Here is a 20,233-nt window from a genome sequence, read left to right on the forward strand (position 1 = left end):
TTACGCGCCTTCGACGGGGGTGCCGAAAATCGCCATGGCGGTCGCCATCAGGGCCAACAGGGTGAACCAGATCGCGTGGCCGCGTCCTTCAGCTCGTGCGCCAAGCGCGGCGATGGCGGCCTGAATCGCGTAATAGGCCGCGAAAGCGCGCGAGGCATAGGCGATGATCGCGTAGATATCGACCGCCCACGTCAGCCCTACGCCCACGACTGTCAGGATCGCATAGCCCATCCGGGGGGACGTCCGCGCCCCTGTCATGTCCGAAAACAATCCGCCCGCACCGCCCGTGTCGGCCACCGCCGCACTGAACTGCGCGGTCAGGGCAGCCGCCACCAGAAGCGCGGGCAGGATCGGCGCGACCTGCCGCATCATCGTGATGATGCCCGTTTCGCTTAAAGGGATCGCGTCGGCAGGAAAAACATAGGACAAAAGCGCGATGTAGGTCAGATAAATCGCCGTTGCGATGGTTTGGGCCAGCCGCATCGATCGGATGCGCAGGGCCGGGTCGTATTCGTCACCCAAGTAGCGCGAGGTCTCGAACCCCTGCACGGTGACGATCAGGCCAAAGGCCAGTGTCAACGCGGCCCAGCCGGTTTGCGTCGGGGCCGAGGCCTGCAATGCGCCTGCACCCGCCACATCGGCAAAATGCACGGCCATGCCCGCCAGCAGCCCACCGATCACCGCCAGTTTGACGGTGACGGCGATCTGCTCCATCCGTTCCAACGCGCCAAAGCCGCGCAGCCAGCCGGTGGCAAGGATCACGATGAAGACGACAGTGGTCAGCAGGTGTTCGTTCAGGTCGCTGGCAAAGGGCGTCATGTCCAGCGCGAAGGCTCCGAAGAGGTTCAGATAGTAAGCGACCGAAATGACATAGGCGAAAGACAGCGCCCAGTCCGACAGCAGGTCCAGCCGATCCTCTGTGCGGGTGCGGGGCGCATCCTTGGCCGCCGCCAGACGCCGGATATTGAACCGCACCGCGCCGCCCAGCCAATAGGCCGCAGCGCACAGCGCTAGCATCACCGCCGGGGCCCAGATGCCATAGGACACGGTCAGGATCGGCCCCAGTACCAGAAACCCGCTGCCGATGATCGACGCCAGTGGCGTCACCGCCGCCCGCCACATCGGGGCCCGCGACAGACGCGGCCAAAACAGCACAAGGGCGGTCAACGCCAAAGCGCCCAGTACAATCGTATCGGTCAATGTCATGGAAGAAATCGCTTCCCTTTTAACAGGCCGGGGTCTATGTCCGCGCCCATGACAACGCAAGCCACACCTCTGACCATCCGACGCCGACGCACCTGCGCCTGACGTCCCGCTTGCCCGTCTGTCATCTAGACCCGCGCCCAAAGTGGCGCAATCCATCCCTATAATGTTGACTTTGCCCTTGGGGTTATGCTTCCTCGGGGCTCTTTTTCCAGCAAAGGAAAACGCGATGATCCCGTCCGTTCTGCCGACCTATTCCCGTGCGCCTCTTCACTTCGTGAAGGGCGAAGGCTCTTGGCTGATCGAGGAGGACGGCCGCCGATTTCTGGACCTCGGCTCTGGCATCGCGGTGGCAGCCCTTGGCCATGCGCATCCGATCATCGTCGAGGCGCTGACCTCTCAGGCGCAGAAGCTGTGGCACGTGTCGAACCTTTACGAGATCCCGCAGCAGCAGGCTCTGGCGGACAAGCTGGTCGATGCGACCTTTGCCGATACGGTCTTCTTCACCAACTCCGGCACGGAAAGCATGGAACTGGGCGTCAAAATGGCGCGCAAATACTGGTACGAAAAAGGCCAGCCAGGGCGGGTCGAGATCATCAGCTTTACCGGGGCCTTCCATGGCCGGTCGTCCGCCGCCATCGCCGCTGCCCCGACCGAAAAGATGGTCAAAGGCTTTGGCCCGCTGTTGCCGGGCTTTGTCCAACTGCCGTTCGGTGACATGGACGCGCTCAAGGCCGCGGTCACCGACAAGACCGCAGCGATCATCATCGAACCCATTCAGGGCGAAGGCGGGATCAACGTGGTGCCCGACGCGATGCTGCAAGAGATCCGCAAGCTTTGCGACGACACCGGAACGCTGTTCATTGCCGATGAAATCCAATGCGGCATGGGCCGGACCGGACGTCTGTTCGCGCATGAATGGGCGGGCGTGACCCCCGACATCATGCTGGTCGCCAAGGGCATCGGCGGCGGCTTCCCCTTGGGCGCGGTGCTGGCCACCGAAGACGCGGCGTCGGGCATGGTCGCGGGCACGCATGGGTCGACCTATGGCGGCAACCCCTTGGGCTGCGCTGTGGGTCTGGCGGTCGTCAACGCGATTACCGAGCCGGGTTTTCTGGACGAGGTGAACCGCAAAGGCGCGCTGCTGCGTCAAAAGCTCGAAGGGCTGATCGCCGAAAATCCCGATGTTTTCACCGAGGTGCGCGGACAGGGCTACATGCTGGGGCTCAAGTGCAAACAGCCCCCCGTGGACGTGGTCAAAGCGGCCTATGAAGAAGAGCTGATTGTGGTTCCCGCGGCGGACAATGTCATCCGCCTGCTGCCCGCGCTGACGTTGAACGAAGAAGAGATCGCCGAGGCGATCGAGCGTCTCGACCGCACCGCCAAAGCGGTCGCGGCGCAGGGATAGGGCGCGACCGTCCATCTTCATCTTTCTGAAAATACTCAAAAAAGGCCGCGGCGCCACAACAGGTGCCCGGCCCGGGGAACCGCCCCGGAGGACAAGCCATGAACCATTTCCTTGATATCCATACGACCGATAAATCGGCCTTGCGCGCCATGATCGACGAAGGCCGCGCCATGAAAGACGCGCGTCAGGGCCGCCCCAAGGGCGCCCCTGATGACGACCAGCCGCTGGCGGGTCATATGGTTGCGCTGATCTTTGAAAAACCATCGACCCGGACCCGCGTGTCTTTTGACGTGGGCGTGCGTCAGATGGGCGGGCAGACCATGGTGTTGTCCGGTCAGGACATGCAGCTGGGCCACGGCGAAACGATTGCCGACACGGCCCGCGTGCTGTCGCGCTACGTTGATCTGATCATGATCCGGACGTTCGATGAAGCGGTGCTGCAGGAAATGGCGGAATACGCCTCTGTGCCGGTCATCAACGGGCTTACCGACCGCACGCACCCTTGCCAGATCATGGCGGATGTCATGACCTACGAGGAACATCGCGGGTCCATCGCGGGCAAGAACGTGGTCTGGATGGGCGATGGGAACAACGTCTTTGCGTCGTTCCTGCATGCCGCGCAGCAGTTCGATTTCAACCTGACATTCTGCGGCCCGCAACAGTTGGACCCGGATCGGGAGTTCGTCGATATGGCGCGCGAGGCCGGGGTGAATTTCACCATCCAGCGCGACCCTTGGAAGGGCGTGGATCAGGCGGACCTCATCGTGGCGGACACTTGGGTGTCGATGCACGACGCACAATCGTCGCGCGAACGGCGGCACAATCTGCTGCGGGCCTATCAGGTCAACGATCGCCTGATGGAAGCGGCCAAGCCCGACGCCTTGTTCATGCATTGCCTGCCCGCCCATCGGGAAGAAGAGGTGACGTCCTCGGTGATGGACGGGCCTCAGTCGGTGATCTTTGACGAGGCCGAGAACCGGTTGCACGCGCAGAAGGCCGTGATGCGCTGGTGTCTGGGCGTTTGATCTTGTGGTTGGGTTAGGGAGGGCGCTGCCCTCCCTAAGACCCTCCCGGGATATTTCCTGACCAAAGAAGAAGATGGGCAGGCGCTTGGGCGTCTAGTGTCGTGCGTGGTGGGATAAAAACCCACCCCACGAACGGTTGTAGGGTGGGTTTTTAACCCACCGTTCCGCGATCACGTCCCGCGCGGTTTTGCCCGCAGGGTCGGATCGGCCTGCGTCGGGTCTTCGGGCCATGGGTGTTTGGGATACCGGGCGCGCATGTCTTTGCGGACGTCGGCGTAAGAGCCCGTCCAGAAGCCGGGCAAATCGGATGTGGTTTGGATCGGCCGTCCGGCAGGGGACAGCATGGTGACCTTGAGGGGTGTTTTGCCGACTGTCGGATGGGTTGTCTGGCCGAAAAGCTCTTGGATCCGCAGGGATATCTCTGGCGGATCGGAGGCGTAATCGATGGGGATCTGACGGCCAAGCGGTGTGGTGAACTTGGGCGGCGCAAGGCGGTCGAGGGTTTGGGCTTGATCCCAATCCAGCCGCGCTTGCAGGGCTGGCAGGATGTTGGCCTTGCGCCATGTGGCCGCGTCACGGATGCCGGTAAGGTACGGCAGAAGCCAGTCTTCAAGGCTCTCCATCAGCGCATCATCGCTGAAGTCTGGCAGTCCTGCGTCGGGTCCGATCAGACGGGCGCGGGCAAGGAACAAGCGCGCGGCGTCGTTTATCGTCAGGCCAAGGTCGCGCACGCCGTCCAGCATGGCCCGGGCGATGGCGTCTTCGGGTGCGTCTTTCCAGATGCGGTCGTCCAGCACCATCGCACCCAGCTGTTCCTGTTGGCGCGCCACGACCCGCCGGTCGCGTTTGGACCAGTGGCAGGTGTCGATCCATTTGATCTGATCCGCGAAGGCGTCGCGGATTTCACTGGCGGTGATCTGGATGGCCTGCCTGATGCGCGCCTCTCTCGGGTCGCCGTCGGTGTCGGTGACAACGATGAAGGGCGCGGTGGTCAGCGTGTCGCCGTTGGGTAGGATCGCGCCTTTGCCACCAGAGAGGACGTAGCGCGGCTGGTCACCTTTGCGGCGTTGGCCCACGCGGTCGGGATAGGCGAGGGCGGCCATTTCCGCCAGACCCATGGGGGCCGCATCGGGGGCGAGGCGGGACAGGCGCTTGGCCTCTTCCCTTATGCGGGCGATGGTACCTCGATCCGGCTGCCAGGTGCGGCGGGCGGCGAAGGCTTTCGTGTCGCTGATCGCCTCGATCCGCAGGGACAGATCGGTGGGGGCATTACGCGGCAGGGGATCGCGTTCGGCCAGCAGCGCAGCAAGTGTGGCGGCGGACTTGCCGGCGCGGATCAGCATATTGGCAAGGCGCGGATGCGTGGGCAGGCGGGCCAACGCGCGGCCATGGTCGGTAATACCGCCGCCTTGGTCCAGCGCGCCGAGGTCGGTCAGCAGCGCCACGCCTTCGGCATAGGTGCCTGCGTTTGGTGGAGTCAGCAAAGGCACGGCGTCGGGTGTCGCGCCCCATTGTGCGAGGTCGAGGGCGAGCGGGGCGAGATCCGCCGTTTCGATTTCCGGTGGGGCGAAGGGCGACAGCGCCCCGTCTTCGCCCTTGGTCCAGAGGCGATAGCAGATACCCTCGGCTACCCGGCCCGCACGACCTGCGCGTTGGATGGCCTCGGCGCGGCTGACGCGTTCGGTGACCAGCCGCGACATGCCTGCGCCGGGGTCGAACCGGGCTCGACGGGCGCGGCCTGCGTCGATGACCACGCGGACGTCTTCGATGGTCAGAGAGGTTTCGGCGATAGAGGTGGCAAGGACGATCTTGCGCCCTCGTTCAGCGGGGCGGATCGCGGCACGTTGGGCAGGCAGGGGCATCGCACCAAAGAGCGTGTGTAGCGCAACGTCGGCGGGCAGGTGGGGTTTCAGCAGGGCCTCGGTCCGGCGGATTTCGCCTTTGCCGGGAAGAAAGGTAAGGATGCCGCCTGTCGTTTCTGGCAGGGCGCGCAGGATGGCGTCGGCGGTGGCTTGTTCGATGCGGGTGGTTCGCGGCAGCGGCTGGTCGAGGTGGCGGATGTCGACCGGATATGCGCGGCCTTCGGAGGTAAGGATCGGGGCCTGCATCAGGTCTGCCACGGGCGCGGCGTCGAGCGTGGCGGACATGGCCAGAAGGATCAGATCGTCGCGCAGCGCGCCCGCCACTTCGAGGCAGAGGGCAAGGCCGAGGTCGGCGTTCAGGCTGCGTTCGTGGAATTCGTCGAAGATGACCGCGCCGATGCCCGTGAGTTCCGGATCGGATTGGATCATGCGGGTCAGGATGCCTTCGGTTACGACTTCGACGCGGGTTTTGGCGCTGGTGGAATTGTCACCCCGGACGCGGTAGCCGATTGTCTCGCCTGTCTTTTCGCCAAGCGTAGAGGCCATCCGGTCGGCGGCGGCGCGGGCGGCAAGGCGGCGGGGTTCCAGCACGATGATCTTTTGATCGGTGAGGGCCGCGTCAAGCATGGCGAGGGGCACGCGGGTGGTTTTGCCCGCGCCTGGGGGGGCCTGCAGCACGGCACGGCCATGATCACGCAGGGCGGCGATCAGGTCGGGCAGGATCGTGTCGATGGGCAGGGCGTCGCGGGTCATGGGCGGTGTTATCGGGGATCGCTGCGGGGTTGGAAAGCGTTGGAGTTGTAGGAACTTTGCAAGAGGGCAACACTGAGGGCAGCGCCCGGCACGGGGTGGGCGCAATAGCGCCTGCCGATGGGGCGGGTCGGGCGCTGCCCGGCGTGACCGCCACGCGGGAGCCATGATCGTTGTCGGCTCTGCCTTGTTCGTCGCGGATACGGAGGGCATAACGCCATCCGAACAACCGCAAGGAGCCGCCATGGATATCGCAGCGATGGCCGAGAAGATCGCCGCCGGGGACCGCCGCAGCCTAAGCCGCGCGATCACGCTGGTGGAATCGGGCCGTGCCGATCACCGGGCGGATGCGGTGGCACTGTTGGAGACGCTTGCGCAGCGCGAGGGGCCAGAGGCTTTGCGGATCGGCCTGTCGGGCACGCCCGGCGTCGGCAAATCCACCTTCATCGAATCCTTCGGCATGATGCTGACGGGCATGGGGCTGCGGGTGGCGGTCTTGGCGGTCGATCCATCGTCGGCCCGGTCGGGGGGATCGATTCTGGGGGACAAGACCCGGATGGAGCGGCTGAGCCGTGATCCCAATGCGTTTATCCGGCCATCGCCGTCTCAGTCCCAGTTGGGCGGCGTGGCGCGTCGGTCGCGCGAAGCGGTGGCGCTGTGCGAAGCGGCTGGGTTCGATGTCGTGCTGGTGGAAACCGTGGGCGTCGGCCAGTCGGAAACCATGGTGGCCGAGATGACGGATTTGTTCCTGTTGCTCTTGGCACCGGCTGGCGGGGACGAGTTGCAGGGGGTCAAGCGCGGCATCATGGAAATGGCCGATATGATTCTGATCAACAAGGCGGACGGAGAGTTGAAGTCCACCGCCACGCGCACCTGCGCGGATTACGCGGGGGCGTTGCGATTGTTGCGCAAGCGGCCGCAGGACCCCGAAGGGTTCCCCAAGGCGATGACGGTTTCGGCGGTCGAGGAGACGGGGTTGCAGGCCGCGTGGGACGAAATGCAGGCGCTGGCTGAATGGCGGCGCGAGACGGGGCATTTCGCCGGGCGGCGGGCAGATCAGGCGCGCTATTGGTTCGGAGAGGACGTTCGTAACGGGTTGCTGGCGCAATTGGCGACCGGAGAGGCCAAGGCGCGTATGGCACAGTTGGCCGATGCCGTCGCGGCCGGAGACATGACGGCCACCGCCGCAGCCGAGGACATGCTGGCGGCGCTGCGCGACTGATCTGGCCCTGTGCAGGTGGCTGGGGCGGATGCCTCCGGCGGGGATATTTCCGGCAAGTGGATGGGGCGGAGCGTCAGCGCGATTTTCGTGGCGAAAGCTGGAAAATGCGGTGGGTGAGGGTCTTGACGAGGGGCGGGAAGGCGCGTATCAGGCGCGGACTGAATTTGGGGCACGGCCGTTCGGCGGTGCCCGTTTGTTTTACCGGAAATGGGCGCGACCTTATCGCCCCGACAGATAAGACGAGGAGTGACCCATGTCGCGCCGCTGTGAACTGACTGGCAAAGGCCCCATGACTGGCAACAACGTCAGCCATGCTAACAACAAGACCCGCCGCCGGTTTCTGCCGAACCTGAACGACGTGTCTCTGCGTTCGGAAACTTTGGGCCGCAATATCAAGCTGCGGATTTCCGCTGCTGCCCTGCGGACCGTGGACCACCGTGGTGGTCTGGACAAGTTTCTGGCCAAAGCCAAAGACGCTGAGCTTTCCGCTACTGCGCTGAAAGTTAAGAAAGAAATCGAAAAGGCGCAGGCGTAAGCCTCAGCTTTTCGAACGAGTTATCGGATCACAACCCTGCGTCAGAGATGACGCGGGGTTGTTTCGTTTTGTCGCCTTTTCACCGCTGGTGTCTGCGCTTAGGTAGGATGCGATGACGATGATGCGCCGCCATATCCTGCCGCTGATGCTGTCCCTGCTGGTTGCGCTGACCGGGCAGGCGGCGGCTGTGGCGCATGCCGCCCCGGCGCCTTCGGGCCAGATGGAGATCTGTGCGGGCAGCGGCCCGGTCATGGTCTATCTGGACGCTGACGGAGAGCCTGTGGGCGATCCGGTCTATTGCCCCGATTTCGCGCTGTCGCTGATTCTGGGTCTAGATGTCGCCCCGGTTGTGCCCGTCGCGATTCGTGCCGGTGTGATCGAGAAGGTTTTGCCCGCCTCGACCGGGCAGATCCTGTCCCGTGGTGACGTGGTTTATGCGGCAAGGGGGCCGCCGGTTCTGATCTGAAATCCAATCCCAGACTTTCAGATTAAAGGAACCAACAGATGTTCATTCGTACCCTTGCCCTTTCGGGCCTTACCACCCTTGCCCTGACCCTGCCGGCCCTTGCCGAGATCGAGGTGAAAGACGCCTATGCGCGGTCCTCTGGTCCGATGGCCATGGCGGGCGCCGCCTTTATGGAGATCGTCAATACCGGCGAAGAGGATGATCAATTGATCGGCGCCAAGGCGGGTGTTGCCAAGCGGGTTGAACTGCACACCCATATCGCTGGTGATGATGGCGTCATGAAAATGCGCGAAGTCGAAGACGGCTTCACGATCCCTGCAGGCGGGTCACATATGCTGCAACGTGGCGGGGACCATGTGATGTTCATGGGCCTGACCGAGACGTTCGAGCAGGGCAAGATGATTCCCGTGACATTGGTGTTTGAGAAAGCCGGTGAAATCGTTGTCGAGGTGCCTGTCGATCTGGAGCGTCAGGACGCGATGGGCCACGGTAAAATGGGTCACGGTACGATGGGAGATGGTAACATGGGTAACGGGGCGATGAAGCAATCGAACTAAAGCGGATCGTGTGACGCTTATCGGGCCTCGGCTGACGCCGGGGCCTTTTTCATTGGTCGTAGGCGGCGCTATCCGCCCAGCACATCGTCCACCCATGCGGGGACGGTCTGCGTGGCGGGTCCGAAACGGGTTTCGGCAAAATCGGAAACCACCGCCGATGGCTCCAGATTGATCTCGACCGTATGGGCGCCGGCGCGGAAGGCTTCCTGAACGAATCCTGCCGCGGGGTAGACGTTCCCCGAGGTGCCGATCGCAGCGAACAGGGTGCAGGTGGTCAGCGCATCCAAGATACGCTCCATATGATAGGGCATTTCGCCAAACCAGACGACGTCGGGCCGGGCGGCGGGGGCGCCGCAGTCAGGGCAGGGGTGGCCAACGGGCATCTCTGCCGGGGCGGTCCAGCGGTGATCGCAGGCGGCACACAAGGCCCCCGCCAATTCGCCGTGCATATGAATAACCTCGGGAGAGCCGCCCTTTTCGTGCAGCGCGTCGACGTTCTGGGTGATCAGGGTGACAGTGCCGGGATAGTCGCGTTGCAGCCGGGCGATGGCTTCATGCGCGGCGTTGGGGGCGACGGTCGCGGCTTTCTGGCGGCGGCCGTTGTAGAAGGCCTGCACCATCTCTGGGTTACGGGCGAAGGCTTCGGGCGTGGCGACGTCTTCGACACGCTGGTTTTCCCACAGCCCGCCTGCACCGCGAAACGTCCCCATGCCGCTTTCGGCCGAAATTCCTGCGCCGGTCAGGATGACGATATTTTCCATCTTACGCTCCCTCTCTCGCCTCATTGTTTGACCCATAGGATCGGGGTAAGCCTAAAGCATGGACACATCACCCCGCATCCTCTTTGTCTGTTTGGGAAATATCTGCCGATCCCCCGCCGCCGAAGGCGTTGTCAGGGCCATGGACCCGACACTGACGCTAGACAGTTGCGGCACCGGCGGCTGGCATGTTGGAGAGGCGCCCTATGGCCCGATGCAGCAGGCCGCCATGGCGCGCGGATATGACCTGTCGGACCTGCGGGCGCGTCAATTCACGCCCAAGGATTTCGCGCGCTTTGACCTGATCCTATGCATGGATGGTCAGAACCTTGAGGATGTCGAGGCGCAGCGACCAAATGGCGCGAAAACCCCGGTGCGTCTGTTCACCGATTACGCGCCGCAGCTAGGAGCGGACAAGGTGCCCGACCCCTATTACACGCGCGATTTTGACGGGGCTCTCGACCTGATCGAAAGCTGCGCCAAAGGTCTGCTTAAGTCACTGAATTAAGAGCAGGTCGCCGAGGCGGTCGCGCCGAACTGCTTGTATTTCTGCCAGAAAACCTCGTGCTGACGGTTGTCGGACATGCGGATGTCCTGCGCCATCTGGGGTTTCTTGAAAATCTTCGCCGCCAGCCGCTGATCAGACCGGTCAAGCGTGCGGTTCGCGACCTGCTGAATGCAGCCGCAAACCTGTGCGCTGCGGGCTTTGCTGTCGGATTTCATGCAGGCGCGGCTGATTGGGCCTGCTTCGACCATCATGGGGGTCAGAATCAATGCGGCCGTCGCCGCCAAAGTGGTAATGCGCATTCTACTGCCTTTTGTCCCGGTGCCGGGGTTTTCCCCGTGCTATTGGTTTTCGGTTCGACTGATTTGCCGCTTTTACGGCTTAGGCGAATTATGCCAAAGCCCCTGCGAATTTTCAACTTATCCACAGAGGCCCGGTTGGCGTTACGTCAGATCGGCGGACCTTTGCCGATCTGACGTTGTGTGGGGTCAGGTCGTCTGACCGTACCACGGGCCCATCTTGACCTCGGGGTCGCTGTTTTCGTCTGCCAGAAGGCTGGCGAAGAGTTCGGGATCGCTGTCCCGGTAGTGGTAGGGATAGACCACTTTGGGCGCGAATTCCGCGACGGCGCTGGCGGCCTGCTGTTCCGTCATCGTGTAGGGCAGGTTGAAGGGCACGAAGGCGATGTCGATGTCGGACAGGGCACGCATTTCGGGCGTATCTTCGGTGTCACCGGCGATGTAGACGCGCAGACCGTCGATCGAAAGGATATAGCCGTTGTCGCGGCCTTCGGGGTGATACTGCAGGCGATCTTCGGTGGTGTTATAGGCGGGGATCGCCTCGATCGGGAGGCCGCGACCTTCGCCGCTGTCGCCGTTCGACATGGACACGGTCTTGGCCTTCATTTCTTCCGACAGGTCGTCGAAGACGGTGGGGTTGGTGATCATCTCGATCTCGTCATGCCAGAGGGCGGAGAGGGTGTCGGGATCGAAGTGGTCGCCATGGTGATGGGTGATCAGGATCATATCGGGCGCGGGATAGTCGCTATAGGCATCAGCGCCGCCGACCGGGTCGACGTAGATCACGCCAGCGGGTGTTTCCATCACCAGCGAGGCATGGGACACGGGGTGAATGGTGATCTCACCGCTGTCGGTTTTGTATGTGTCGCCGCCCATCGCGCCGTGGCTTTCGGCCATGGCAGCATAAGGACGGATAAGTGCCGCGCCCGAAGCGGCAACGGCGGACAGCAGGATAGTGCGTCTGGATAGCATTTTGGAACTCCCTCAAGGTGACTGGGTCTGGTCGGTGGCACAATGCCCTTGGGGGAGGCAGGTAGAGCGGGCCGGACGCGCGGCTGATCACGAATGTGTCATCGCTGGATCCGCAGACGGGCGGGCCTGAGGCGCGGGCGCGGTATCAAGCCATCTTCCAGTGCCCTCAAACCTCTGCTATCTGGCGCGAATGACCGATCTTGCTCATATCCGCAACTTCTCCATCGTTGCCCACATCGACCACGGGAAATCCACCCTGGCCGACCGTTTGATTCAATCGACGAACACCGTCTCGGCCCGCGAGATGAAGGAACAATTGCTGGACGCGATGGATATCGAACGCGAACGCGGGATCACCATCAAGGCCAACACGGTCCGGATCGAATATATCGCCAAGGACGGCATCAAATACGTGCTGAACCTGATCGACACCCCCGGACACGTCGACTTTGCCTACGAGGTGTCGCGGTCCATGCGTGCGGTCGAAGGTTCGCTGCTGGTCGTGGACAGCACTCAGGGGGTCGAGGCGCAGACGCTGGCCAACGTTTATCAGGCCATCGATGCAGACCACGAGATCGTGCCCGTGCTGAACAAGATCGACCTGCCCGCGTCGGAACCCGAGCGGGTCAAGGAACAGATCGAAGACGTGATCGGCATCGACGCGTCCGAGGCGATGCTGGTGTCGGCCAAGTCCGGCATCGGGATCGAAGAAACGCTGGAAGCCATCGTGGCGCGTCTGCCCGCGCCCAAGGGCGACCGCGACGCGCCGCTGAAGGCGATGTTGGTGGACAGCTGGTACGACCCCTATCTGGGCGTCGTGGTTCTGGTGCGGATCATGGACGGCATCCTGAAAAAGGGTGACCAGATCAAGATGATGCAGACCGGCGCCAAGTATCAGGTGGATCGCATCGGCGTCTTCCGCCCCGCGATGCAGACTGTGGACGCGCTTGAACCCGGTGAAATCGGGTTCCTGACCGCGCAGATCAAGCAGGTCCGTGACACGAAGGTCGGTGATACGATCACGACGGAAAAGAAGGGCTGCGAGACCCCTCTGCCGGGCTTTAAGCCGTCTGTGCCCGTGGTGTTCTGTGGTCTGTTCCCGGTGGATAGTGCCGAGTTCGAAGACCTGCGGGACGCGATTGAAAAGCTGGCCCTGAATGACGCGTCGTTCAGCTATGAGATGGAGACCTCGGCCGCGCTTGGCTTTGGCTTCCGCTGTGGCTTCCTTGGCCTGTTGCATCTGGAAGTGATCCGCGACCGGATTGAGCGCGAGTATGACATCGAGCTGATCACGACGGCCCCTTCGGTGATCTACCACGTCTACATGCGCGACGGGTCCAAGATCGACCTGCACAACCCGGCGGACATGCCCGACATGACCCATGTCGACCACGTTGAGGAGCCGCGGATCAAAGCAACCATCATGGTGCCTGACGAATACCTCGGCGACGTGCTGAAGCTGTGTCAGGACCGTCGCGGGATCCAGCTGGACCTGACGTATGTGGGTGGTCGGGCGATGGCGGTCTATGACCTGCCGTTGAACGAAGTGGTCTTTGATTTCTACGACCGCCTGAAATCGGTGACCAAGGGCTATGCATCCTTTGATTACCAGCTTGAGGGCTATCGTCAGGACAATCTGGTCAAGATGCAGATTCTTGTGAATGACGAACCCGTCGACGCGCTGTCGATGATGGTTCACCGCGACCGGGCTGAAATGCGGGGCCGGGCGATGTGCGAAAAGCTCAAGGACCTGATCCCGCGCCACATGTTCAAGATCCCGATCCAGGCGGCCATCGGCGGCAAGGTGATCGCCCGTGAAACGCTGGCCGCGTTGCGCAAGGACGTGACGGCCAAGTGTTACGGCGGGGACGCGACGCGGAAGCGCAAGCTGCTGGACAAGCAGAAGGCGGGTAAGAAGAAGATGCGTCAGTTCGGCAAGGTCGATATTCCGCAAGAAGCATTCATTTCCGCGCTGAAAATGGACAACTAAGTCCATTTTCAGCGCGAGTGCGCGGCAGCGAATTCCTGCGGCCAAACCGCTTAGGGAACTTGCTTGAAGTCGGTGCTATTCCAGCTTTTTGTTTGCATCGGATTCCAGCATTCGAATTAACGAGGTAAAGAACACTAAGGCTCTAACGGCACTTTGTTTTTGAACTTCAAGTTCTTCGTGAGCATGAGTGTTTCTATAGAATGCAAGTTGGCCTTGGAGGAGTAGCATTGCGCCTCTCTGGAAGTTTCTCTGCGTTGTACCGGAAGTGTCTGAACGAACTTTTAGCTTTGGTGCGTCGGGTTTAAAAATCTTTCCGATTTCGGAGTCGCTATGCTCACTCGCTCCAGTGGTCGACTTAAACAAGTCGCCCAAAATCACAGAGCTTTTCATCAATAGTCCATGGTAGTCCGGCGCCTCACTAGCTAACTCACGAATTAGTTTTGGCCGCAGTCGCTGATCAATGAGTTGGACAGCATCTAAACCAATCTGATCGTGGCCTGTAGTGGTCTCCAAACCGCTAGATACAAAAGCTTCGACCTTTTCCAGAATATCTGGAACATCGGCGACCAGAATGTCTTCGCAATCGCCATAGTGGAGGAAGTGGATGTGCCGGGAGAGGTCTCCAATGCGTGTATCTTTAAGCTCGCGCGGTAAGTTGGATTTAAGCTCGGAAATAAGCTCTTTTAGGATCGGTCTAGTATTGTCAGCCTGTTCGGTGAATTCCTCTTTATCTGCCGCCTCCGTCATCACCAGGTCGGTGACTTGACTGGTTATTTGTCGGCATATTCTTGAAACGTTCAGGAGCAGTTCTAGCCGTTCGCTTGTATTCAAAACAATTTCCCTTATTTTGCTTGTCCGGTAGATTTTACCACTAAAGATAGAATTTTGTATTGCGCTAGAGAGCTTCGGTTTGAGATTCCTTTAACAGGCATCCGACTGTTTCTAGTACAGCAAGATAAATTCCCCTATTCACATCTGTCTATCTGTGCAACGCTTCCTCCATCTCAGGGAGGAGAGGACAAATGAAACTACTCGCAACTGCCGTTCTGGCGATTGGACTTGCGACCTCGGCCATGGCCGAAGGGATGGTCCATAAGGTCGCCGTGCATGTGGATCAGAATGACCCGCAGGTGCTGAACATGGCGCTGAACAACGTGGCGAACCTGAAGGCGTATTATGAAGGCATCGGTGACAGCGTCGAGGTCGAGGTCGTCGCTTATGGCCCCGGCCTGCATATGTTCATCGAAGGCAAAAGCCCTGTCGCCGACCGGATCGTCGATATGGCCATGGCGTCGGATGACGTGAAATTCTCGGCCTGTGGGAACACGATCGCGGGCATGACCAAGAAGACGGGTCAAGCGCCTGTGCTGCTGGAAGAGGCGTCGGTCGTCCCCTCGGGCGTCGCGCGTCTGGTTGAGCTGCAGGAGCAGGGCTACAGCTACGTACGACCCTGATCCGGGTGAAGAAACACCGGGCGGCCCGACCGCCCGGCTGATCCACATCAAGGCAAACATATTCTGGATTTGAGATACTTTGGCGACTCACATCCTGAAGGAGGCTTTGATGTTACGCCTTGCATCCATGTTGTATTCGCTGATCGGAACGACGCTGGCCGGGTCTTTGGTCGTGGTCGCGCTGGTCATGGGGCAGGACACGCTGCGCCCGATCCTGATCGCGGCGGCCATAGGGTTTGTCGCTGCGATCCCGGTGGCCTACGCAGTGGCGAAGAAGCTGACGTCGTGACGTGGGCGGTGGGTTAGAAACCCACCCTACGATGCCCATATTACGAGGCGTCTAGAAAACTGGCGACTGCGGCTTCGAATTCGCGGGGCTTTTCGGCGTGCAGCCAATGGCCCGCGTCGGGGATCTTGGCGAAATAAGACTTGGGAAACAGCGCCTTGATCCGGTCGCGGTCTTCGCGGCGGACATAATCGCTTTCTGCGCCCGATAGGAAAAAGGCGGGGCCGGGGAATTGACCGCTAAGTTCGGGAAAGCCGGTGATCTTGTCCATGTCGCGCCGCAGGACGGGCAGGTTGAACCGCCACGTCTTGGTGCTGAGGTCCAGCGATTGGGTGAAAAACGCCTGTAGCGACGGGCCGATGCCCTGTTGGCCCAACATCTCTTGCGCGTCGGATCGGCGCGTGACGGCGTTCAGGTCGACCGCTTCCATAGCATCGATTTTGTCCATTTGGCTGTGTTCGTAGGCCACGGGCGCGATGTCCGCCACGACCAACCGGCGCAGCGCATCCGGGTGCAGAACCGCCATCACCATCGCTGCTTTGCCGCCCATCGAATGGCCCAGCAAATCCGGCGTGCCGTATTGGGCGCAGACCTCGGCCAGATCCTCGGCCATATCGGGATAGCTTTGGCTGTCGAAATGCGGGCTTTCGCCGTGGTTGCGCATGTCGACGGCAATGACCTTGCGCGTCTTGGACAGACGTTTGGCGATAACGCCCCAGTTTCGGGCAGAGCCGAAAAGCCCATGCGCGATGATCAACGGGGTCAGCGTGTCGGGGCCGTCGTGGATGACTTGGTTCAACATGAGGCGACATTAGCCCGGCCCCTTGCGGGGGACCAGAGGAGACGTATGGTGGGGGCGTTGATTTCAGGGACGATTTTCAGTGACCGAAGAGGTAAGCCAAGAGGAATTCGAGCGACGGATCGCGAAGGCCGAAAAAGCGCTGAGAGAGGCGTTTGGCGGTAAGCCTAATACGTTCGAGGCCACGCTGCGCCGCGCCGGTCGCCGTCTGCCGCGCAAGGCGCGCCGGGCAGGCGAAGAGGTCGTGGCGGCGCAGGCGCTGGCTGGGCATCCTCAGCTACGGTTGCAGATCGACTGGGATCGGGTGACCAAGAACCTTGATCGGGTGATTGAGGCCGCGCGGAGGATCGACCGCAAGGATGATCGCAAGGGGCGGATTTTGGGGGCGCTGGCGTCGCTGGCGTTCAACCTGCTGCTGCTTTTCACGCTGATCATAGTGTTCGCGGTTTGGCAGGGGTGGCTATAGCGATCGGCAGGCCACGCAACGTCCGGCATCGTGTTCGAACATGTCTGGCAGGATGATACCTGAATAACAAAAGGGCCCCGGCGGATGCGGGGCCCTTCGTCGTTTGGTGCCGGATCGGATTACTGATCGGCGTAGATCGGGAACTTGGCGCAGAGGGCTGCGACCTCGGCCTTCACCTTTTCTTCGACCTCGGAATTGCCATCGGGGCCGTTGGCGGCAAGGCCATCAACCACTTCGACGATCCAGTCGGCGATCTGGCGGAATTCGTCTTCGCCAAAGCCACGGGTCGTGCCTGCGGGCGAACCAAGACGGATGCCCGACGTGATGGTCGGCTTTTCCGGGTCAAACGGCACGCCGTTCTTGTTGCAGGTGATGTGGGCGCGGCCGAGGGCTTTTTCGGTGTCGTTGCCCTTCACGCCTTTGGGGCGCAGGTCGACCAGCACGACGTGGGTGTCGGTGCCGTGGGTGACCGTGTCCAGACCGCCTTTGATCAGCTGATCGCTGAGCGCTTGGGCGTTCTTGATCACCTGCTGCTGGTAGGTCTTGAACTCGGGCCGCAGCGCTTCGCCGAAGGCCACGGCTTTGGCCGCGATCACGTGCATCAGGGGGCCGCCCTGAATGCCGGGGAAGATTGCAGAGTTGATCTTTTTCGCCAGCGCTTCGTCGTTGGTCAGGATCATGCCGCCGCGCGGACCGCGCAGGGTTTTGTGCGTGGTAGTGGTGGCCACATGCGCATGCGGGAAGGGCGAGGGGTGTTCGCCAGCCGCAACCAGACCGGCAAAGTGCGCCATGTCCACGTGCAGGTAGGCGCCGACGCTGTCCGCGATTTCGCGCATCTTGGCAAAGTCGATCTGACGCGGGATGGCGGAACCACCGGCGATGATCAGTTTGGGCTTATGCTCGTTGGCCAGTTCCTGAACCTGATCATAGTCCAGCTGGTTGTCCTGCTTGCGCACGCCGTACTGGATCGCGTTGAACCATTTGCCCGACTGGTTCGGCTTGGCGCCGTGGGTCAGGTGACCGCCTGCATCGAGGCTCATCCCAAGGATTGTGTCGCCGGGCTGCAGCAGGGCGGTAAAGACGCCTTGGTTCGCCTGAGACCCGGAGTTCGGCTGCACGTTGGCAAATTCGCAGTTGAACAGCTGGCAGGCGCGTTCGATGGCGAGGTTTTCGGCGATGTCGACGAACTGGCAGCCGCCGTAGTAGCGCTTGCCCGGGTAGCCTTCGGCATATTTGTTCGTCATGACCGAGCCCTGAGCCTCCATCACGGCGGCGGACACGATATTTTCCGAGGCGATCAGCTCGATCTCGTCGCGCTGGCGACCCAGCTCTTTGCGGATCGCGCCGAAAATCTCGGGGTCACGGGTTTCCAGGGCTTCGTTGAAAAAGCCTGCATCCTTGATGTCTTTCATGGCAGCGTCTCCGTTAGAGGTCCAATGGGAGTTGTGCGCTGATTACAGCAAAAGACCCCGGGGCTGAAAGGGGCGAAAATGACGCTTTTTCGTCCCTTTGCGGCAGGGGTGGCCCCGGGTGGCGAATTATGCTTGTTTTGGAACGGGATGGAACAATTCTCGACGGCTGAAGGAAGCGGCAGAATGGTGAAAAAACTGGCCTTTGTCGCATCACGCGGGCCAAAAGCGCGGTCTGCCCGCGAGGCACTGATCGAACGCTATGGCAATGTGCCCGAGGCAGAGGCGGACGTGATCGTGGCTCTTGGCGGCGACGGCTTCATGCTGGCGACGCTGCATCGCACCCAAGCCCTGCGTGCCCCGGTCTATGGAATGAATCGCGGCACGGTCGGGTTTTTGATGAACGAATACCACGACGACGACCTGATTTCGCGGCTGGAGACGGCAGAGACCGCATTGATCAATCCGCTATCGATGAAGGCGACGCGGGTAGATGGCAAGGTGACCGAGGCGCTGGCGATCAACGAGGTGTCGTTGCTGCGTGCGGGCCCTCAGGCTGCCAAGCTGCGGATATCGGTCGATGGCAAGGTGCGGATGGAGGAGCTGGTCTGCGACGGCGCGCTGGTGGCGACGCCAGCCGGATCGACCGCCTATAATTATTCCGCGCACGGGCCGGTCCTGCCGATCGATTCTGACGTACTGGCGCTGACGGCCATCGCGCCCTTCCGTCCGCGGCGTTGGCGCGGGGCGTTGGTGCCTGTGGCGTCTCATGTCCGGTTCGATGTGCTAGAGCCGGAGAAGCGGCCAGTAATGGCAGATGCGGACAGCCGGTCGGTGCCCAATGTCATCGCGGTGGAAATCGTGTCCGAACCCAAGGTCGTGCATCGATTGCTGTTCGATCCGGGCCATGGACTGGAAGAACGTCTGATCCAAGAGCAATTCGTATAGTATATCCGATCTGCGGTTTCGTAGGATAAGCGGGAACCCCCATGCGGGCCTGTCCGTTTCCCCATCAAGCGCAACCCAGGAGGACACGCTATGAATTGGGATCAAGTTCAAGGTAACTGGAAACAAGTCAAAGGCGAGATGCAGGCCCAGTGGGGCAAGCTGACCGACGATGATCTGGATGTGGCCGAGGGCAACCGCGAAAAGCTGGTTGGCAAGCTGCAGGAACGCTACGGCTATGCCAAGGAAGAAGCTGAACGCGAAGTCGACAGCTTTATGGAAAAGCACTGAAAACGCTTAAAGCGACGCAACATTCGGGCGGGGGAGACCCCGCCCGTAGTTTTTGAAACGGTTGGTTTAGGTTGTTGGGCGTGATGCAGCACGGTATTTCCGAAGGCAGCATTTGCAATCTGATCACTGGGGCGGAAGCTGGAGCGGATCGTTCAAATCAAGGGGCCGATTGGGCCCTTAGAAGGGTGTCTGACGATGCCCGAAGGAGCCGTGGATATTGTGGTTCTGGTCCCCGGTTCGGGCCCGACGGATCGCGACGGCAATTCAGCGCAGACCAAGCTTTCTTCCGATAGTTACCGTCTTTTGGCACAGGGCCTTGTCGATCAGGGCATCGCCTGTCTGCGGGTCGACAAACGCGGCATGTTCGGCAGCGCCGATGCCGTTGAGGATGCGAATGCTGTCACGTTATCGGACTATGCCGATGATCTGACAAGATGGGCGGATTTCGCGTCCACCTTGGCCCCCAATGTCTGGTTGGCCGGTCATTCAGAAGGTGGATTGGTCGCCATGTTGGCGGCCCCGGCGGTGAAGCTTGCTGGGCTTGTCTTGTTGGCTGTCCCCGGGCGGCCCGCGGCAGAGATTGTTCAAGAGCAGCTGGCGACTAATCCTGCGAACGCGCCTTATTTGCAAGAAGTCTCTGATATCATGGAGGATTTGGCCGCAGGTCGGCGACGCGATATGTCCGCGATGTCAGAGTCGCTGTGTCCCCTGTTTCGCGACGAGGTTCAGGGATATTGGTGCGATCTGTTGTCCGCGAACCCGACGTCCTTGGCGGGCGCTTGGCAGGGGCCGGCGCTGATCGTTCAGGGGGATGCGGATCGGCAGGTGTCGACGGTTGACGCTGATGCCTTAGCAGCAGCTTTAATCGGGGGCGTCAGGCTGGATTTGCCGGGTGCGGGGCACATGCTCAAGGCCGAAGTGGATGGCGATCCTCTGGCAAGTTACCGCGATCCAACGTTGCCGATACATCCAGATTTGGTGCCCGGTATTGCGCGGTTCATTAGGTCAGCCTGACACAGGGCACAAAAAAA

22 protein-coding genes are annotated in these 20,233 nt (G+C 61.3%); 14 read left to right on the forward strand and 8 right to left on the reverse strand.

Going from position 1 to position 20,233, the window contains the following annotated elements:
• Positions 1-1,206 (reverse strand): Aq_097 family APC-type transporter, encoded by a 1,206-nt coding sequence (locus tag ACI3GR_RS14275; RefSeq protein WP_407495389.1) that lies wholly within the window; start codon positions 1,204-1,206, stop codon positions 1-3.
• A gap of 226 nt (positions 1,207-1,432) precedes the next feature.
• On the opposite strand from ACI3GR_RS14275, the gene ACI3GR_RS14280 reads away from it, so the two are divergent.
• A complete protein-coding gene (locus ACI3GR_RS14280) occupies positions 1,433-2,611 on the forward strand; it encodes an aspartate aminotransferase family protein (protein WP_407495390.1) in 1,179 nt (392 codons plus the stop codon).
• A 98-nt stretch (positions 2,612-2,709) separates the two neighbouring features.
• On the forward strand, positions 2,710-3,636 hold the full coding sequence (gene argF, locus ACI3GR_RS14285; RefSeq protein WP_407495391.1) for an ornithine carbamoyltransferase: 927 nt from the start codon (positions 2,710-2,712) through the stop codon (positions 3,634-3,636).
• Positions 3,637-3,806: 170 nt separating this feature from the next.
• Here the strand turns inward: argF and hrpB are convergent, their stop codons facing one another.
• Entirely contained in the window at positions 3,807-6,251 is a 2,445-nt protein-coding gene (hrpB, locus tag ACI3GR_RS14290; RefSeq protein ID WP_407495392.1) for an ATP-dependent helicase HrpB, read from the reverse strand.
• Between the two features lie 241 nt (positions 6,252-6,492).
• On the opposite strand from hrpB, the gene meaB reads away from it, so the two are divergent.
• From meaB to ACI3GR_RS14310, 4 genes are all read left to right on the forward strand, one after another.
• Complete coding sequence (meaB, locus tag ACI3GR_RS14295; RefSeq protein WP_407495393.1) at positions 6,493-7,470, forward strand: methylmalonyl Co-A mutase-associated GTPase MeaB; 978 nt, start codon at positions 6,493-6,495, stop codon at positions 7,468-7,470.
• 253 nt (positions 7,471-7,723) lie between these two features.
• Positions 7,724-8,005: a 50S ribosomal protein L28 gene (gene rpmB / locus ACI3GR_RS14300; protein WP_407495394.1), complete on the forward strand. Its 282-nt coding sequence runs from the start codon at positions 7,724-7,726 to the stop codon at positions 8,003-8,005.
• Between the two features lie 112 nt (positions 8,006-8,117).
• Positions 8,118-8,471 (forward strand): hypothetical protein, encoded by a 354-nt coding sequence (locus ACI3GR_RS14305; RefSeq protein WP_407495395.1) that lies wholly within the window; start codon positions 8,118-8,120, stop codon positions 8,469-8,471.
• Positions 8,472-8,509: 38 nt separating this feature from the next.
• On the forward strand, positions 8,510-9,028 hold the full coding sequence (locus ACI3GR_RS14310) for a copper chaperone PCu(A)C (protein WP_407495396.1): 519 nt from the start codon (positions 8,510-8,512) through the stop codon (positions 9,026-9,028).
• Positions 9,029-9,096: 68 nt separating this feature from the next.
• Here the strand turns inward: ACI3GR_RS14310 and ACI3GR_RS14315 are convergent, their stop codons facing one another.
• Complete coding sequence (locus ACI3GR_RS14315; RefSeq protein WP_407495397.1) at positions 9,097-9,789, reverse strand: NAD-dependent deacylase; 693 nt, start codon at positions 9,787-9,789, stop codon at positions 9,097-9,099.
• A 58-nt stretch (positions 9,790-9,847) separates the two neighbouring features.
• On the opposite strand from ACI3GR_RS14315, the gene ACI3GR_RS14320 reads away from it, so the two are divergent.
• On the forward strand, positions 9,848-10,294 hold the full coding sequence (locus tag ACI3GR_RS14320; protein WP_407495398.1) for a low molecular weight protein-tyrosine-phosphatase: 447 nt from the start codon (positions 9,848-9,850) through the stop codon (positions 10,292-10,294).
• Here ACI3GR_RS14320 and ACI3GR_RS14325 read toward each other — a convergent pair.
• Both ACI3GR_RS14325 and ACI3GR_RS14330 read right to left on the reverse strand, forming a co-directional pair.
• Entirely contained in the window at positions 10,291-10,593 is a 303-nt protein-coding gene (locus ACI3GR_RS14325) for a hypothetical protein (RefSeq protein ID WP_407495399.1), read from the reverse strand. The two genes, ACI3GR_RS14320 and ACI3GR_RS14325, sit on opposite strands and share 4 nt — an antisense overlap.
• Positions 10,594-10,779: 186 nt before the next feature.
• Positions 10,780-11,562: an MBL fold metallo-hydrolase gene (locus ACI3GR_RS14330; RefSeq protein ID WP_407495400.1), complete on the reverse strand. Its 783-nt coding sequence runs from the start codon at positions 11,560-11,562 to the stop codon at positions 10,780-10,782.
• A 190-nt stretch (positions 11,563-11,752) separates the two neighbouring features.
• Here ACI3GR_RS14330 and lepA point away from each other — a divergent pair, with 190 nt between their 5' ends.
• Positions 11,753-13,552, forward strand: coding sequence for a translation elongation factor 4 (gene lepA, locus ACI3GR_RS14335; RefSeq protein WP_407495401.1), 1,800 nt, complete (start codon positions 11,753-11,755; stop codon positions 13,550-13,552).
• Positions 13,553-13,627: 75 nt separating this feature from the next.
• On the opposite strand, the gene ACI3GR_RS14340 is transcribed toward lepA, so the two are convergent.
• The gene (locus tag ACI3GR_RS14340; protein ID WP_407495402.1) at positions 13,628-14,383 is read right to left on the reverse strand and encodes a TIGR02391 family protein; all 756 of its coding nucleotides are present in this window, start codon (positions 14,381-14,383) and stop codon (positions 13,628-13,630) included.
• A gap of 191 nt (positions 14,384-14,574) precedes the next feature.
• Here ACI3GR_RS14340 and ACI3GR_RS14345 point away from each other — a divergent pair, with 191 nt between their 5' ends.
• Positions 14,575-15,006 carry a DsrE family protein gene (locus ACI3GR_RS14345; protein ID WP_407495404.1) on the forward strand — a complete coding sequence of 144 codons (432 nt, stop codon included), beginning with the start codon at positions 14,575-14,577 and terminating at the stop codon, positions 15,004-15,006.
• 109 nt (positions 15,007-15,115) lie between these two features.
• Positions 15,116-15,295 carry a CTP synthetase gene (locus ACI3GR_RS14350; RefSeq protein ID WP_407495406.1) on the forward strand — a complete coding sequence of 60 codons (180 nt, stop codon included), beginning with the start codon at positions 15,116-15,118 and terminating at the stop codon, positions 15,293-15,295.
• Between the two features lie 40 nt (positions 15,296-15,335).
• Here ACI3GR_RS14350 and ACI3GR_RS14355 read toward each other — a convergent pair whose 3' ends face one another.
• Positions 15,336-16,094: an alpha/beta fold hydrolase gene (locus ACI3GR_RS14355; protein WP_407495407.1), complete on the reverse strand. Its 759-nt coding sequence runs from the start codon at positions 16,092-16,094 to the stop codon at positions 15,336-15,338.
• A gap of 79 nt (positions 16,095-16,173) precedes the next feature.
• Here ACI3GR_RS14355 and ACI3GR_RS14360 point away from each other — a divergent pair, with 79 nt between their 5' ends.
• Positions 16,174-16,557 (forward strand): hypothetical protein, encoded by a 384-nt coding sequence (locus ACI3GR_RS14360; protein ID WP_407495408.1) that lies wholly within the window; start codon positions 16,174-16,176, stop codon positions 16,555-16,557.
• A 119-nt stretch (positions 16,558-16,676) separates the two neighbouring features.
• Here the strand turns inward: ACI3GR_RS14360 and glyA are convergent, their stop codons facing one another.
• Positions 16,677-17,969: a serine hydroxymethyltransferase gene (gene glyA / locus ACI3GR_RS14365; protein ID WP_407495409.1), complete on the reverse strand. Its 1,293-nt coding sequence runs from the start codon at positions 17,967-17,969 to the stop codon at positions 16,677-16,679.
• A 183-nt stretch (positions 17,970-18,152) separates the two neighbouring features.
• Between glyA and ACI3GR_RS14370 the strand changes: the two genes are divergently transcribed.
• The 3 genes from ACI3GR_RS14370 to ACI3GR_RS14380 all read left to right on the forward strand — a co-directional run bounded on the left by ACI3GR_RS14370 (position 18,153) and on the right by ACI3GR_RS14380 (position 20,216).
• Complete coding sequence (locus ACI3GR_RS14370) at positions 18,153-18,914, forward strand: NAD kinase (protein WP_407495410.1); 762 nt, start codon at positions 18,153-18,155, stop codon at positions 18,912-18,914.
• A gap of 90 nt (positions 18,915-19,004) precedes the next feature.
• The gene (locus ACI3GR_RS14375; RefSeq protein WP_407495411.1) at positions 19,005-19,202 is read left to right on the forward strand and encodes a CsbD family protein; all 198 of its coding nucleotides are present in this window, start codon (positions 19,005-19,007) and stop codon (positions 19,200-19,202) included.
• A 195-nt stretch (positions 19,203-19,397) separates the two neighbouring features.
• Positions 19,398-20,216, forward strand: coding sequence for an alpha/beta hydrolase (locus ACI3GR_RS14380; RefSeq protein WP_407495412.1), 819 nt, complete (start codon positions 19,398-19,400; stop codon positions 20,214-20,216).
• The last annotated feature ends 17 nt before the right edge of the window (positions 20,217-20,233 follow it).

Source organism: Pseudooceanicola aestuariicola, from assembly GCF_045763785.1.
Classification (GTDB): Bacteria; Pseudomonadota; Alphaproteobacteria; order Rhodobacterales; family Rhodobacteraceae; genus Pseudooceanicola.

What these genes read in the sequence shown, in the direction of transcription:
- ACI3GR_RS14275 (WP_407495389.1), bottom strand. Translation starts at nt 1,206, where the DNA reads ATGACATTGACCGATACGATTGTACTGGGCGCTTTGGCGTTGACCGCC.
- ACI3GR_RS14280 (WP_407495390.1), top strand. Translation starts at nt 1,433, where the DNA reads ATGATCCCGTCCGTTCTGCCGACCTATTCCCGTGCGCCTCTTCACTTC.
- argF (WP_407495391.1), top strand. Translation starts at nt 2,710, where the DNA reads ATGAACCATTTCCTTGATATCCATACGACCGATAAATCGGCCTTGCGC.
- hrpB (WP_407495392.1), bottom strand. Translation starts at nt 6,251, where the DNA reads ATGACCCGCGACGCCCTGCCCATCGACACGATCCTGCCCGACCTGATC.
- meaB (WP_407495393.1), top strand. Translation starts at nt 6,493, where the DNA reads ATGGATATCGCAGCGATGGCCGAGAAGATCGCCGCCGGGGACCGCCGC.
- rpmB (WP_407495394.1), top strand. Translation starts at nt 7,724, where the DNA reads ATGTCGCGCCGCTGTGAACTGACTGGCAAAGGCCCCATGACTGGCAAC.
- ACI3GR_RS14305 (WP_407495395.1), top strand. Translation starts at nt 8,118, where the DNA reads ATGACGATGATGCGCCGCCATATCCTGCCGCTGATGCTGTCCCTGCTG.
- ACI3GR_RS14310 (WP_407495396.1), top strand. Translation starts at nt 8,510, where the DNA reads ATGTTCATTCGTACCCTTGCCCTTTCGGGCCTTACCACCCTTGCCCTG.
- ACI3GR_RS14315 (WP_407495397.1), bottom strand. Translation starts at nt 9,789, where the DNA reads ATGGAAAATATCGTCATCCTGACCGGCGCAGGAATTTCGGCCGAAAGC.
- ACI3GR_RS14320 (WP_407495398.1), top strand. Translation starts at nt 9,848, where the DNA reads ATGGACACATCACCCCGCATCCTCTTTGTCTGTTTGGGAAATATCTGC.
- ACI3GR_RS14325 (WP_407495399.1), bottom strand. Translation starts at nt 10,593, where the DNA reads ATGCGCATTACCACTTTGGCGGCGACGGCCGCATTGATTCTGACCCCC.
- ACI3GR_RS14330 (WP_407495400.1), bottom strand. Translation starts at nt 11,562, where the DNA reads ATGCTATCCAGACGCACTATCCTGCTGTCCGCCGTTGCCGCTTCGGGC.
- lepA (WP_407495401.1), top strand. Translation starts at nt 11,753, where the DNA reads ATGACCGATCTTGCTCATATCCGCAACTTCTCCATCGTTGCCCACATC.
- ACI3GR_RS14345 (WP_407495404.1), top strand. Translation starts at nt 14,575, where the DNA reads ATGAAACTACTCGCAACTGCCGTTCTGGCGATTGGACTTGCGACCTCG.
- ACI3GR_RS14350 (WP_407495406.1), top strand. Translation starts at nt 15,116, where the DNA reads ATGTTACGCCTTGCATCCATGTTGTATTCGCTGATCGGAACGACGCTG.
- ACI3GR_RS14355 (WP_407495407.1), bottom strand. Translation starts at nt 16,094, where the DNA reads ATGTTGAACCAAGTCATCCACGACGGCCCCGACACGCTGACCCCGTTG.
- glyA (WP_407495409.1), bottom strand. Translation starts at nt 17,969, where the DNA reads ATGAAAGACATCAAGGATGCAGGCTTTTTCAACGAAGCCCTGGAAACC.
- ACI3GR_RS14370 (WP_407495410.1), top strand. Translation starts at nt 18,153, where the DNA reads ATGGTGAAAAAACTGGCCTTTGTCGCATCACGCGGGCCAAAAGCGCGG.
- ACI3GR_RS14375 (WP_407495411.1), top strand. Translation starts at nt 19,005, where the DNA reads ATGAATTGGGATCAAGTTCAAGGTAACTGGAAACAAGTCAAAGGCGAG.
- ACI3GR_RS14380 (WP_407495412.1), top strand. Translation starts at nt 19,398, where the DNA reads ATGCCCGAAGGAGCCGTGGATATTGTGGTTCTGGTCCCCGGTTCGGGC.